Origin of the sequence: Microbacterium sp. NPDC056569, from assembly GCF_042793475.1 — a bacterium.
GTDB lineage: Bacteria > Actinomycetota > Actinomycetes > Actinomycetales > Microbacteriaceae > Microbacterium.
The window spans coordinates 1-13,340 of sequence record NZ_JBHTUV010000024.1 but is presented as its reverse complement, the minus strand read 5'-3'; the positions used below and the strand labels follow the sequence as shown (position 1 = coordinate 13,340).

Here is a 13,340-nt window from a genome sequence, read left to right as displayed (position 1 = left end):
GGGCCGCGGCATCCGTTTCAGAACACGATCGTGTGGTTGCCGTGGCGGATGACGCGGTCCTGGGCGTGCCACAGCACGGCGCGGGAGAGCACCTGGCGCTCGACGTCGGCGCCGCGGCGCGCGAGCTCGGCGGCCGAGTCGCCGTGGGTGACGCGGACGGTGTCCTGCTCGATGATCGGGCCCTCGTCGAGGTCGTCGGTGACGTAGTGCGAGGTTGCGCCGATGAGCTTCACGCCGCGCTCCTTCGCCTTCTTATAGGGCTCGGCCCCGATGAAGGCGGGCAGGAACGAGTGGTGGATGTTGATCACCGGCACTTCGAGTTCCTTGAGGAAGTCGCCCGACAGGATCTGCATGTAGCGGGCCAGCACCACGAAGTCCACGTTCCCGCGCAGCAGCTCGAGGATCTTCGCCTCGGACGCCGACTTGTCGGGCCCCGGGACGCCGGGCACATGGAAGAACGGCACACCGAACGAGCGCACGTCCTCGGCGGAGGTGGTGTGGTTCGAGATCACCATCGGCACGGTCACCGGGAGGTCGCCGCGGCGGTGGCGCCAGAGCAGGTCGAGCAGGCAGTGGTCCTGCTTCGACGACAGGATCGCCATGCGCTTGGGCACCGACTGGTCGGTGAGCGACCACTCCAGGTCGAACCCGTCGAGCGTCTCTGCGATCTCGTCCTCAATGTGCGGGCGGTCTGCCGCGAAGCCCGGCCGATGGAACACGACCCGCTGGAAGTACGCACCGCCTTCGGGGTTGTCGGAGTACTGGTCGAACGCGACGATGTTGCCGCCGATGCGCGTGATCATCGCCGAGACCGCCGCCACGATTCCGGGCCGGTCGCTGCCGTGGACGATGAGGCAGGCGTGGTCGGGGTTCAGGTGCAGGGAGGCGGCCATTGTTCGATTCTGCCCTGTGGGAAGGAACGCCGCTTCTTGGTGCCCGCCCGCGTGACATGCACGAGACAGACGGATGCTGCCGCCCGTACCCTGACGGCATGAGCACCGCTTCCGGGTCACGGGCTGCGGCCCGCGACGACCGCATCACCCTGCGGTTCATGGCGGTCCCCGCCGACACCGCCGCCGGAGGCCGCTCCGTCGCCGCCGGAAGCGTCATGGAGTGGATCGACAAGGCCGGGTACGCGTGCGCCGTCGGCTGGGCGGGCGCGTACTGCGTCACCGCCTACGTCGGGAACGTGCGCCACCGTCGGCCCATCGCACCGGGAAGCCTCATCGAGGTGCAGGCCCGCATCGTCTACACGGGCCGCACGAGCATGCACGTGGTCGTCACCGTCTCGTCGGCCGAGGTCAGCGAGCGGCTGTACACGCCGGCGACGACCTGCATGCTGATCTTCGTCGCCAAGGGCGCCGACGGGCGGCCCACCGAGGTGCCGGCATGGCGGCCGGTGACCCGTTCCGACCGCAAGCTGGCCGAGGGGGCGCTCGAGCGCATCGAGTCGCGCGCCGAGATCAAGCGCCTCATGCTGGCGGAGGACTACACGGATGCCTCGACCGCCCCGCGCACGACGCTCCGGTTCCTCGCGCCGCCGGGAGTGGTGAATTTCGGCGGCAAAGCGCACGGCGGCACGGTCATGCGCTGGATCGACGAGGCCGGCTACGCGGTCGCCGCGGCCTGGGCGAAGGACGGCGAGGACGCCAGCGCCGCGATCGGCGTCTACTCGGGCGGAATCCACTTCCTCGCGCCCGTCGTCATCGGGCACCTCGTCGACGTCGACGCGCGCATCGTCTACACGAGCCGGCACAGCATGCACGTCAGCACGCGCGTGTGGACCGCCGACCCGCGGACGCCCGACGACCGCACGCTCACGACGCAGTGCCTCAGCGTCTTCGTCGTCCCCGGGTCCGACGGGGTCGCCCGGCCCGTCCCGCCGTGGACGCCCGAGCTCGCCGAGGACGAGCGCCTGCAGCAGCACGTCCGCGAGATCATGGCGCTGCGCGAGGAGATCGTGCCGATCGCGGCCTCCCTCACGCTGGAGCCCTGACCTCGGACCTGCGGCCGGGCCGTGTCCCCGAGGACACGGCCCGGCTGTGTTGGTAGGTGCGGCCGGCGGATCCCGCCAAGGTAAGTTTCCGGCCGCACCTGGCCCATCGGCGAGGTGATCGCTACAGGTTCGCGATCACCGCCGCCACGTTGCGCAGCAGGATCGCGCGGGCGTCGAGGTTCTCGACCCGCTCGGGGAGCTGCCTCTGGACGAAGGTCAGCTCGCTGAGCACCTTCGCGCTGTCGCCTGCGGCCTGTGCGGCCAGGGCGCGGTCGAGGCGGAGGCCGAGCGACGTCACGGCGCCGTTGGTCACCCTCCCGTCGGCCTTCAGCGCGGCCAGGGCCGGCTTCAGGTCCTCCAGCTTCGTCGTGAAGGTGAACTTGTCGAGCTCGAGCCCGCCCGCCGACGTGACGACGATCCTGCCCGTGCCCTCCGGAGCCGCCAGGAGCGGAACTGCGACCGACGTCCATCCGGCCGAGTTCACCGAGAGCGTCGCGAACGGCGCGGCGCTCGCGTCGTTCCACCGCAGCTCGACCGTGCCCGTGCCGGCCGCGCGCAGCTCGATGCCGGTGATCCCGCCGAGGTTGATCGGGTCGTAGGTGATCGACTCACCGGCGACCAGCCCGTTCAGCTTGCCGTGCGCGGAGGCGCCTTCGTCCTCAGCGACGGACGTCCCGCCGGTGCGGGCGTCGGCGTGCTCGGCCTCGAGGTCGCGCGGGTTCAGCAGCACGGCGTCGTCACCCACGAGGGCCGGGGCGACCGCGCCCCCGCCGTCCGTGTACGAAGCGCCGATCTGACCGTAGATGTTCTCGGTCTCGCCGTGACCCGCCTCGAGTGCGGTCTCGATCACCGCGGTGCAGCCCGTGCCCGTGAACAGCGGGTGCGTGTGGGTGTTGTCGTGGCCCAGACCGTAGCTCCACAGCACGCGGCTGCAGTCGATCGTCTGGTCCTCGGCATCCGTCACCTGCACCTCGAACGCGACCTTGTCGCCCCAGTCGGTGAACGCGCCGTTGGCGGGCGTCACGATCTTGACCACCGGAGCGGTGTTGCCGACCGTGATCGTCACCGACGCGAGGCTCACGCGGCCCGCGGTGTCGGTCACCTGCACGCGGGCGGCGTACTGGCCGTCCTCCGTATAGGTGTGCGATGCGGTCGCCTCACCGGGGACGAAGGTCCCGTCGCCCTCGAGGTCCCACGCGAAGCTCAGCGCGAGCCCGTTGGGGTGCGTCGAGCCGGCGGCGGAGAAGTCGACCGAGAGCGGCCCCTGGCCCGACGTCCTCGAGGCGGTGAGGTCGACGCGCGGGCCCTTCGTGCCCTCGACGTAGTCGACGCGGTACAGGCCCGCGTCGGGGTTCGGGCGGAAGAAGCCGTCGCCGTAGTCGAGAACGTAGAGCGAGCCGTCGGGGCCGAACTCGATGTCGATCGGGTTGTCCCAGACGGGCATGCCGGCAGCCGTGAGCGCGGCGTTCGGCAGGAAGTCCTGGATGCGCGTCACCTCGCCGTCGGGGTCGTCCTGAGTGAAGGCGTAGATGCGGTCGCGCGAGAACTCGGCCATGAAGGTCTTGCCGTCCCAGTACGCCGGGAACTTGGTCGTCGCCTCGTTGTCCTCGTCGTAGCGGTACGTCGGTCCGCCCATGGGGCCCTGCCCGCCGGCGCCGAACTCCGGCCACGGCTGGTGCGTCGGCTGGTCGCCGTAGTACAGCTGGGGTGCGGTCGCGCTGGGGAGCGTCGACAGACCCGTGTTGTACGGGCTGTTGTTGACGAGGGTGCCTTCGCAGTCGTACCAGGGGCCCTGGACGAGCAGCTCGTAGTCCCAGTCGTTGTAGTTCGCGTTGGGACCGTGGCAGAACGGCCAGCCGCCGTTGAGCGGAACGGTCGTCGACTGCCACTCGACGTAGCCCATCGGGCCACGCTGCGGGTTCGCGGTGCCCGCGTCAGGGCCGTAGTCGCCCCACGTGATGGCGCCGGTCTCGGGGTCGGAGTCGATGCGGAACGGGTTGCGCAGGCCCATCGCGAAGATCTCGGCGCGCGCGTTCGCCGTGCCCGGCGCGAACAGGTTGCCCGCGGGGATCGCGTACGAGCCGTCGGCCTGCACGTCGATGCGGAGGATCTTTCCGCGGAGGTCGTTCGTGTTGCCCGAACCGCGGCGTGCGTCGAGGCCGGGGTTGTAGCCCACGCGGTCGTTCATGGGAGCGAACCCGTTGGCGCCCGGGGTGCCGGCCGGGGTGTTGTCACCCGTCGCCAGCAGCAGGTTGCCGTCCTTGTCGAACGCGACGTCGCCGGCGACGTGGCAGCACTGGCCGCGCTGGACCTCGACGCGGATGATGTCCTGCTGGGTCGACAGATCGAGTGCGCCGGCGGCGTCGTCCCATTTGAACCGGCTGAGCTGGTTGTAGCCGAGCCACTGGTTCCAGTACGAGACGTCGGCCCCGGCCGGGAGGGTGTTGGGCGCCGAGCCGGCGGCCGTCGTGGCCGGGTACGGGGCGACCATCTCGCGCGGGGCGTAGTACAGGTACACCCACTTGTTGTCCTCGAAGTCGGGGTCGAGGGTGACGGTCTGCAGGCCGTCCTCGGAGTTCGAGTACACGTCGATCGTGTTGACCACGGTCGTCGTGCCCTGTGCGGGGTCGGTCAGGCGCACCTGGCCGCCGCGAGTGGTGTGCAGCACCCGCTTGTCGGGCAGGACGGCGAGGTCGATGGCCTCGCCGACGTCCTTGGACAGCGTGGTCCGCTCGTAGTTCGCCCAGGTGGTGGCGGAGATCTCGTCTCCGTGGTCATGGCCTTCGTGGGCCGTCGCCGGCGAGGCGACGGCAAGAGATGCGGCGACGAGAAGTCCCGTCGCCAATGCCACGGCACGTGGCGCTGCGTTGCGCATGTACTGCTCCAGTCGGATGAGGGTGGCGGGATCCGTGTCTGGAGTGGCGGTCCTGGGGGGACCGGAGGGGCGGGCGGCCGGAGCCGCCCACCCCCTGCACGACGGCCGGGGTGATCAGCCGGCGCGCGGTCGGTGCTCAGCCGCGGAGCGACGCCATGTGGGCGTACGACGACGCGGCGTTGCGCAGCGACAGGTCGGGGGCGGCCGGAGCCGGCACCGATGACGCGTTGTCCTGCTCGTACATCGAGTTGTGGTAGCCCTTGGCGCCCACGCGCTGGAAGAACGTCGTGAAGTCGATGTTGCCCTGACCGAACGGCGTGATCGAGTACCCCTGCGGCGTGAACAGGCCGTCCTTGGCGTGGAAGAGCGGGAAGCGGTTCGACTGCTCCGCGACCAGGCCGGCCGGGTCGAAGATGTCCTCCACGACCTGCCCGTTCGCCGCGGTGAACGAGCGGAACCGGTACTGGGCGACGTGCGCCCAGTAGATGTCCATCTCGAGCCACACGTAGTTCGGGTCGGTGTTCTGGAGGAACCACTCCAGGCGACGGATGCCGCTCGACAGGGTGGGGTTGCCCTGCGCGTCGAGCGGACCGCTGTCGAGCAGGAAGTTGTACGCCGCGTCGTGGTTGTGGGTGTACAGCTTCAGGCCGTGGGTCGCGGCGCGCTCGCCGAGGATATTCCAGCGGTCGGCCGCGGCCTGCCACGCGGGGAGGCTCGCGCTGTTGGTCGGGTCGCTGCCGGTGCCGATGTGTCCGAACCCGAGGATGTTCGCGATCTCGCAGGCGGCGTCGAACTGTGCGAGCGTCGCGTCCGTGATCGTGGAGGGGATCGAACCGTGGTTGCCCTCGGCCTCGAGGCCGTTGTCGTCGAGCCACGTGCGCAGCAGCTGGGCGCCGGCGACGCTGTTCAGGTTGCCGCCCTCGGCGTTCGCGTGCTGGTTGAAGCCCGCGAATTCGATCTGCTTGTAGCCGATGCGCGCGAGCTCCTGCAGGACCTCCTTGAAGCCCGACGGCAGGTCGGTCGTGTTCGGGTCGCGGCTGATCGCGTCGCGGACGGTGTAGAGGATGATGCCGCGCTTGCCCGGGGGCACGAGCACGCCGTTTCCGCCCTTCGCCGCGACACCCGACGCTGCGGCAGGAGCCGCTGCGTGGGCGTGGCCGGTGCCGAGCCCGAACGCGGCGGCGGCGGCCATACCCGTCGTCGCCGCCAGCAGCTGCCGACGGCTCAGGCCGAGCTTGCCTCCGAGGACGCGGGCGTCCTCCTGGGCCTGATAGGTGATCTCGTCCATCATGCTCCCTTGCATTTTCCTGGGGTGAGTCGGGCGTCACGCCCGCGAACAGTGCGATTCGGAGCACTGTCCCTTGCCGCGGTCATCTGACGCGGCGAGGTCTTGTCGTCGGATCCGTGTCCGACCTTGTTGCTCAGTATGGCCAGATGATGCCTGCTGGGCAACAGGCAATTTCTAGTCACTCGAACAACTTTCGTCAAACTCATGGCAAAAGGTCCGCACCCACATCTTGGAGCTTCGGCGGCCGGCCGGCGTCCTCCGCCGGTTCGCGCGGGGGACGGCCGGCGCCGACGGCGGATCGGGGGTCAGGCGACGCCTCGTCATCCCAGAGCGCCTCGCGCACGATGCGCCGGGGGTCGTACCGGCGCGGATCGAGCGACCTCCAGTCGACCTCCGTGAGCTCGGGCCCGAGCTCGTCCTTGACTCGGCCGCTCATGTCGCGGGCGTACGCCTTGGCGCGACGCACCGCCCGGGCGAGGGCTGCGGCGTACACGGGCAGCCTCGCCGGTCCGATGAACATCGCCGCGATGAAGGCGATCAGGATCAGCTTCTCGAGCGTCAGTCCGAGCGTCATGCGAACTCACGCTCCCCGGCCGCCTGTCGCCGGCTCCTGCGATGGTCGAACAGGAGCGACAGCCCGGCCGCGGCGAAGAACAGCACGACGAGCGCACCCCCCAGCATCAGCATCGACGCGACGTCGGCCGCCGGAGTGGCGAGCGCCGCGAAGACGGCGGCGACGACGACGGCGAGCCGCCATCCCTTCACGATCGTCCGTCCTGACACCACGCCGGCCAGATTGAGGGCGACGAGGAACACGGGCAGCACGAACGAGATGCCCACGATGATCAGCAGTTTGAAGATGAAGTCGTAGTAGAAGCTCGCCGTGTAGAACTGGGCTCCCTGCTCGGGCACGAACGTCGCCATCATCTCGACGATGTGGGGCATGATCAGTAGGCCCGTGACGCAGCCGGCGAAGAACAGCGGTATCGCGGCCGAGAGGAAGCCGACGGTGTTGCGGATCTCGCGCCTGCTCAGCCCCGGCACCAGGAACGCCCACACCTGCCAGAGCCAGACCGGCGCCGAGATGAGGAGGCCGACCGAGAACGCGATCCGCAGCCGCAGATCGAAGGCGCTCGTGACCGTCTCGAAGTTCAGCACCGCGAACTCGTCTCCGCGAGACGCCGCGACGACGCGGATCGGCTCGGTGAGCACGAAGATGATCGGGTCCGTGAGGACGAACGCGACGACCATCCCCGCCACGAGCGCGACCGCCGCGATGAGAAGGCGGCGTCGCAGCTCCGCGAGGTGACCGCCGAGCGTCATCCGCTTGTCGTCCCGGGCGCGGCGCGCGACGGGACGGTCGATCGCGACCACGGCGGGCTCAGGAGGCGGTGGGGAGGGACCCTGGCGCCCCGGACGCGGTCTGCGCCCGGTCCGGCGCCGGCGCGGCGGGCGGCGCGTCGTCGGCGTTCTCGGCCTTCATCGCCTTCATCTCGCCTTTCAGGACCCGCGCCGACTGGCCGACGCTCTTCGCCAGCGCAGGAAGCTTGGCGGCCCCGAACAGCAGCAGGATGACGACGAGAAGGATGATCAGGTGCCAGCCACCGAGTCCATGGAGCATGATTGCCCTCCCTTGGGCGTCATGTCGGGGGCTCACCAGGCGGCGTGCGACCTCAGCGCACAACCTGTGACATTCCCCCAAAAGCCATTAGTTGTGCTCGGAGCCTAATGGCCCGCTTCCTCCGGAAACAAGATGCGCGACCCATTTCAATAATGTGAAAGCTCTAATGCGACTTTTGCTCGTGAATCGACAGAAGGGAGTAGGAGGCGAAGGCACGCCGAACGGGCACGCCGGTCGGCGTGCCCGTTCGGCGTTGCGGATCAGCTCAGGGCGAGGCCGGCGCTGAGCGCCTCGGGGGAGAGGGCGTGCTCGACGGCGAGCATGCTCGCCCCGATCACACCGGCCTTCTCACCGGCGATCGACTGGACGATCGAGAGGTGCTTGGTCGCGAGCGGCGTGGAGCGCGTGTACACGACCTCGCGGACTCCCGCGATGAGGTGCTCGCCGACCTGAGCCATCGAGCCGCCGATGGCGATGACCGAAGGGTTCATGAGGCTCACGCAGGCCGTGAGCACCTCGCCGATGTCTCGTCCGGCCTGCCTGACGGCCTGGATCGCGTCGATGTTCCCGCGTTTGACCAGGTCGACCACATCGCGGCCGGTGTACGCCTCGACGTCGTCTTCGCGCAGCGCCCTCGCGAGGGCCGGGCCGGAGGCGAGGGCCTCCAGGCAGCCGCGGTTGCCGCACTGGCACGGCACGTTGGTGCCTCTCGCCACCTGGACGTGCCCGATGTCGCCGGCGATGCCCTGGGCGCCCCGCTGCAGCAGACCACCGGAGATGATGCCCGAGCCGATGCCCGTCGCCACCTTGACGAACATCAGGTGCTCGACGTTCGGCCAGGCGACGGCCCGCTCGCCGAGCGCCATGATGTTCACGTCATTGTCGACGAGGACGGGCACCGGCAGGTGCTGCTGCACCCATCCCGGGATGTCGAAGTGGTCCCACCCGGGCATGATCGGAGGATTGACGGGCTGGCCCGTCTCGTGCTCGACCGGACCGGGGACCCCGATGCCGACCGCCGCGATGTCGGCGACGGCGCGATGGTTTCGGTCGAGAAGGTCCTTCGCGCCGGAGACGACCCACTCGAGGACGGGCTCCGGCCCGAGGCTGATGTCCAGCGCCTCGGAGTGCTCCGCGATGACGGCGCCGGTGAGATCGGTGATCGCGACCGTCGCGTGGGAGGCGCCGATGTCGACCGCGACCGCGACCTTGGCCGCCGGGTTCAGCGCGAACTGCGACGGAGGGCGCCCGCCGGTCGAGACGCCGTCCGCGACGGGGGTGATCAGGCCGATGCGCATGAGTTCGTCGACGCGCGCGGCGATGGTCGATCGCGCGAGACCCGTCGACTTGGCGAGTTCGGCTCTCGTGCGGGGCACGCCGTCTCGCAGCAGCTGGAACAGCTGGCTCACACCCATCGCCGATCCCGGCGAATCAATGGTCATTCGGGTCACCCTCTCAGTACATCATGTCGTCGTCCGGCAGAAGTCCGCCGACTTCTGCCGGACCCGGCGGCTTTCCTCGCCTAGCTCGATCGTCCGGTGGGCTTGGCGAACCGCTGCTGGAGCAGAACGGCGACCACGATGATGATGCCCTTCACGACCGCCTGCGCAGACGAGTTGAGGTTGTTCTGAACGAAGACGTTCGTGAGGGTGGCGAAGATGAGCACGCCGAACACGGTGCCGGTGATGGTGCCGCGCCCGCCGACGAGCAGCGTGCCGCCCACGACGACGGCCGCGATGGCGTCCAGCTCGAGGAGCGTGCCGTGGGTGGAGGTGCCCGCGGTGGTGCGTCCGAGGTACATGACGGCCGCGATGCCGGCGCACAGACCCGCGATCGCGTACAGCCACATGGTGTGGCGCTTGACGTTGATGCCCGCCAGGCGCGCGGCCTCGCGGTTGCCGCCGATCGCGACGGTGCGACGGCCCAAGGTCGTGCGGTTGAGGATCACCCAGCCGAGGGTGGCCACGATCGCGAAGATCCAGATGAGTATGTCGACGCCGATGACGTCGGCGTTGAGGAAGTTGATCAGGTCGCGGTTGCCGACCTGCAGTGTGCGGCGCTCGGCGAGGATCTCGGCGAGGCCTCGCGCGGCGACAAGCATCGCCAGGGTCGCCATGAAGGCGACGACTTTGCCGTAGGCGATGATCACGCCGTTGATGAGGCCGGCACCCAGGCCGACCAGCAGAGCGAGCACGATCATCAGGACCCAGTGGATCTGGTCGGCGAGGTCCTGCACGGCGGCGAGGGTCGCGACGACCGATGCGAGGCCGATCACCGATCCGACCGAGAGGTCGATGCCTCCGGAGATGATCACGAGCGTCATGCCGATGCTCACGACGCCGATGATCGACGCCTGCCGGAGGATCGTGAGGGTGTTGCTGACGCTGAGGAAGGTGTCCGGCGCGGTGACGGCGCCGACGATGACGAGCAGCAGCAGAGCGGCCACCAGACCGAGGTTGCGGCCGACCGAGCCGGACATGATGCGCTGGAAGGCGGACTTGCCGGAGGTGCCCGGAGCGCCGGCGGGAGGCGGCGCCTCCGAGGCTGTGGGAACGTCGGCGGTCCCCTGAGTGGTCTGCTCGCTCACGCGGCGGTTCCTTTCATGACGAGATCGAGCACACCGTGCTCGTCGATCTGGGAGGCGGGAAGGGTCTTGAGGACGCGGCCGTCCGCGACGACGAGGACGGTGTCGGCCAGGCCGAGGACCTCCTCGATCTCGCTGGAGACGATCACCACGGCGTTGCCGGCCGCGGCGAGCCGGCGGATCAGCGCGTAGATCTCGGCACGGGCGCCGACGTCGACGCCTCGGGTGGGCTCGTCCAGCAGGAGCACCCGGGTGCCGTGGACGAGCCAGCGTGCGAGGAGGATCTTCTGCTGGTTGCCGCCCGACAGGGTCATCGCTGCCCGATCGGGGTCTGCGGGGCGCAGTTCGAGCGCGTCGATCTGCTCGCGCGTGATCTTGCGCTCGGTGCGCTCGTCGAGGAACCCGGCCTTGGCGAACCGCGACATCGACGAGAGCGTGACGTTGACGAAGATGGGCTCGTCCAGCACGAGCCCCTGGCTCTTGCGCTCTTCGGGCGAGAGGCCGACGCCCGCGCGGACGGCGTGCACGACCGAGCCGCGGCGCAGCGCCTTGCCGGCGATCTTCACGGTGCCGGCCGTGGCGCGATGTGCGCCGTACACGGTCTCGAGGATCTCCGAGCGGCCCGACCCGACCAGGCCGGCGAGTCCGACGATCTCGCCGGCGCGGACGGTGAACGAGACGTCCTCGAAGGCGCCCGCGAGGGCGAGACCCTCGACCTCGAGCACCGTGGGCGAGTCGGCGGGAACCGGAACCGGGGCGGGGAAGACGTTCTCGACCTCGCGGCCGGTCATCAGGCGGATGAGCTCCGACGTCGGGGTGTCGGCGACGGGGAGTCCGACCGCGGTCGTGCGGCCGTCCTTCAGGACCGTGATGCGGTCGCCGATCTGGCGGATCTCCTCGAGGCGGTGGGTGATGTAGACGACCGCGATGCCCTCGGAGGTGAGCTCGTTCACGACATGGAAGAGGTTCTTCACCTCCTCGGTGTCGAGCACCGCGGAGGGCTCGTCCATGATGATGAGCTTGATGTCGTGCGACAGTGCGCGCGCCATGCTGACGATCTGCTTGTTCGCGGCGCTCAGGCTCCCGACTTCCGCGTGCGGCGACAGGCCGGGGTGCCCGAGGCGGCGCAGGAGCTCTCGCGTCTGCTTCGCGGCTTCGGAGCGCTTGGTGAACCCGCCGCGGGCGAGCTCGTGCCCGAGGAAGATGTTCTCGGCGATCGTCAGGCCGTCGACCACGTCGAGCTCCTGGTACATCGTCGCGATGCCCAGCTCGATGGCGGACTGCGGATCGGGGATCTCGACGGACTCGCCCAGCCAGGCGATCTCGCCGCTGTCGGGCCGATGCACACCGGCGAGGGTCTTGATGAGCGTCGACTTGCCGGCGCCGTTCTGGCCGAGCACGCAGTGGACCTCTCCGGGGAGGACCTGCAGGTCGACGCCGCGCAGCGCGTGAACCCCCGCGAAGGACTTCGTCACGCCTCGTACGTCGAGTAATGCCGATTGTTGGTCAACTTTGATCACTCGCTGAACATAACACGGACGCGACTCGCCCGCGAGGGCCGAAGCGAAAACCCGGCTCGTGGGTGTCACGGGCCCGCCCTCTCTGAATAGCCGCGATCTTCCGCCGGACCAGGGACTGCAGGACACTTCTGACGAGCAAAAAACAAAAGATGGTAAATCCCTGAACACTTCTGTTATCGTGATCCTCGTCAGCGTGGACCCCCTCGGATGCGGACAGCCAGCCCGGCGGATCCACGCGGCCAAGCTGCATCACATTCAAGGAGGAAACATGCGCACACACCTGAAGGCGCGTACTCGGCTCGCACTCACCGGAACCGCCGTCATCGCAGCCATCGGACTTCTCGCAGGTTGCACGGGCTCCGGCGCCGACGAGGAGAACGTCGTCGACCAGGGCACGACCACTGAGGAGAACGCCGAGTCGGGCGACACGGTCGTCATCGGCTTCTCGGGCCCCGCCGCCGACCACGGCTGGCTCGGCGCGATCAACTCGGGCGCTCAGGCCGCGGCCGACAGCTTCGACGACGTCGAGCTGCGCGTCGCTGAGGGTACGAACGACCCCATCGCCCAGATCGCCGCCGTCGAGACGTTCGTCAACGACGGCGTGGACGCGATCGTCCTCCTGCCGACCGACGGAGCCGCCCTCACCGAGGCCGCCATCGCCGCGATGGAGGCGGGCATCCCCGTCATCAACGTCGACCGCGAGTTCTCCAGCCCGTTCGCGGCGCGCGCCACCATCCTCGGCGACAACTACGGCATGGGCGTCAGCGCCGGCACGTACATCTGCGAGGAGCTCGGCGACAACCCGGACGCCGTCGTCGCCGAGATCGCCGGCATCGACTCGCTGCCGCTGACGCAGGACCGCTCGCAGGGCTTCGCCGACGCGCTCGAGGACTGCGGCCTGGAGGTCTCGGCCCGTGTGGCCGCCGACTTCACGGTCGCCGGCGGTGAGGCCGCCGCCTCGCAGCTGCTCGCGGCCAACCCGCAGATCGATGCGCTGTGGAACCACGACGACGACCAGGGCGTCGGCGTCCTGGCGGCGATCGACTCCGCCGGCCGTGACGAGTTCTTCATGGTCGGTGGCGCCGGCAGCCGCAGCGCGATGGAGGCCATCGAGGCGGATGACACCGTCCTGAAGGCCACGGTCATCTACCCGTCGACGCAGGCGGCCGATGGTGTGGCGCTGGCCCGCCTGGTCGCGCAGAGCAAGACCATGAGCGACCTGATCACGCCCAGCATCCCGAACCGGATCGTGCTCGACGCACCCGTCGTCACGAAGGACAACGTCGACGAGTACATCGGCCTCTCCTTCGAGTAAGCCAGACGACAGACCTGCGGGGGGCCCCCCCCCCCGGGGGCGCCCCCCCCCGGCGCGCCCCCGCCCGCGCCGCGCAGCAGCGAAGGCGTTCGCTGATCCTTCTGGGCGTCATCATCGCCCTCGTTGTCGCGCTCGCCGTGG

11 protein-coding genes are annotated in these 13,340 nt (G+C 69.4%); 2 read left to right on the top strand and 9 right to left on the bottom strand.

Translation table 11 applies throughout. The annotated features are described in order from the left end of the window. Positions 1-17: 17 nt before the first annotated feature. The gene (gene purU, locus ACFQ7C_RS19665) at positions 18-893 is read right to left on the bottom strand and encodes a formyltetrahydrofolate deformylase (protein WP_378905427.1); all 876 of its coding nucleotides are present in this window, start codon (positions 891-893) and stop codon (positions 18-20) included. Between the two features lie 98 nt (positions 894-991). Here purU and ACFQ7C_RS19660 point away from each other — a divergent pair, with 98 nt between their 5' ends. Next, positions 992-1,996: an acyl-CoA thioesterase gene (locus ACFQ7C_RS19660; RefSeq protein ID WP_378905424.1), complete on the top strand. Its 1,005-nt coding sequence runs from the start codon at positions 992-994 to the stop codon at positions 1,994-1,996. A gap of 121 nt (positions 1,997-2,117) precedes the next feature. On the opposite strand, the gene ACFQ7C_RS19655 is transcribed toward ACFQ7C_RS19660, so the two are convergent. The 8 genes from ACFQ7C_RS19655 to ACFQ7C_RS19620 form a co-directional block, all read right to left on the bottom strand. Continuing rightward, positions 2,118-4,871 carry a PQQ-dependent sugar dehydrogenase gene (locus ACFQ7C_RS19655; protein ID WP_378905421.1) on the bottom strand — a complete coding sequence of 918 codons (2,754 nt, stop codon included), beginning with the start codon at positions 4,869-4,871 and terminating at the stop codon, positions 2,118-2,120. A 136-nt stretch (positions 4,872-5,007) separates the two neighbouring features. Continuing rightward, complete coding sequence (locus ACFQ7C_RS19650) at positions 5,008-6,162, bottom strand: sugar phosphate isomerase/epimerase family protein (protein ID WP_378905418.1); 1,155 nt, start codon at positions 6,160-6,162, stop codon at positions 5,008-5,010. Between the two features lie 199 nt (positions 6,163-6,361). Next, positions 6,362-6,733: a Sec-independent protein translocase TatB gene (locus ACFQ7C_RS19645; protein ID WP_378905415.1), complete on the bottom strand. Its 372-nt coding sequence runs from the start codon at positions 6,731-6,733 to the stop codon at positions 6,362-6,364. Beyond that, positions 6,730-7,482 carry a twin-arginine translocase subunit TatC gene (gene tatC, locus ACFQ7C_RS19640; protein WP_378905510.1) on the bottom strand — a complete coding sequence of 251 codons (753 nt, stop codon included), beginning with the start codon at positions 7,480-7,482 and terminating at the stop codon, positions 6,730-6,732. Before tatC ends, ACFQ7C_RS19645 begins: the two co-directional genes overlap by 4 nt. Before the next feature lie 58 nt (positions 7,483-7,540). Then, positions 7,541-7,780, bottom strand: a complete 240-nt coding sequence (gene tatA / locus ACFQ7C_RS19635; protein WP_378905412.1) for a Sec-independent protein translocase subunit TatA — start codon at positions 7,778-7,780, stop codon at positions 7,541-7,543. Positions 7,781-8,040: 260 nt separating this feature from the next. Further along, positions 8,041-9,222 carry an ROK family transcriptional regulator gene (locus ACFQ7C_RS19630; protein WP_378905409.1) on the bottom strand — a complete coding sequence of 394 codons (1,182 nt, stop codon included), beginning with the start codon at positions 9,220-9,222 and terminating at the stop codon, positions 8,041-8,043. Between the two features lie 80 nt (positions 9,223-9,302). Beyond that, positions 9,303-10,367: an ABC transporter permease gene (locus ACFQ7C_RS19625; RefSeq protein ID WP_378905406.1), complete on the bottom strand. Its 1,065-nt coding sequence runs from the start codon at positions 10,365-10,367 to the stop codon at positions 9,303-9,305. Further along, positions 10,364-11,839: a sugar ABC transporter ATP-binding protein gene (locus ACFQ7C_RS19620; protein ID WP_378905403.1), complete on the bottom strand. Its 1,476-nt coding sequence runs from the start codon at positions 11,837-11,839 to the stop codon at positions 10,364-10,366. The genes ACFQ7C_RS19625 and ACFQ7C_RS19620 overlap by 4 nt, the downstream gene beginning before the upstream one ends. Positions 11,840-12,152: 313 nt before the next feature. Between ACFQ7C_RS19620 and ACFQ7C_RS19615 the strand changes: the two genes are divergently transcribed. Then, positions 12,153-13,199 carry a substrate-binding domain-containing protein gene (locus ACFQ7C_RS19615; RefSeq protein WP_378905400.1) on the top strand — a complete coding sequence of 349 codons (1,047 nt, stop codon included), beginning with the start codon at positions 12,153-12,155 and terminating at the stop codon, positions 13,197-13,199. Positions 13,200-13,340: the final 141 nt, after the last annotated feature.

Coding starts and splice junctions, on each gene's coding strand:
- purU (WP_378905427.1), bottom strand. CDS start 893: ATGGCCGCCTCCCTGCACCTGAACCCCGACCACGCCTGCCTCATCGTC.
- ACFQ7C_RS19660 (WP_378905424.1), top strand. CDS start 992: ATGAGCACCGCTTCCGGGTCACGGGCTGCGGCCCGCGACGACCGCATC.
- ACFQ7C_RS19655 (WP_378905421.1), bottom strand. CDS start 4,871: ATGCGCAACGCAGCGCCACGTGCCGTGGCATTGGCGACGGGACTTCTC.
- ACFQ7C_RS19650 (WP_378905418.1), bottom strand. CDS start 6,162: ATGATGGACGAGATCACCTATCAGGCCCAGGAGGACGCCCGCGTCCTC.
- ACFQ7C_RS19645 (WP_378905415.1), bottom strand. CDS start 6,733: ATGACGCTCGGACTGACGCTCGAGAAGCTGATCCTGATCGCCTTCATC.
- tatC (WP_378905510.1), bottom strand. CDS start 7,482: ATGACGCTCGGCGGTCACCTCGCGGAGCTGCGACGCCGCCTTCTCATC.
- tatA (WP_378905412.1), bottom strand. CDS start 7,780: ATGCTCCATGGACTCGGTGGCTGGCACCTGATCATCCTTCTCGTCGTC.
- ACFQ7C_RS19630 (WP_378905409.1), bottom strand. CDS start 9,222: ATGACCATTGATTCGCCGGGATCGGCGATGGGTGTGAGCCAGCTGTTC.
- ACFQ7C_RS19615 (WP_378905400.1), top strand. CDS start 12,153: ATGCGCACACACCTGAAGGCGCGTACTCGGCTCGCACTCACCGGAACC.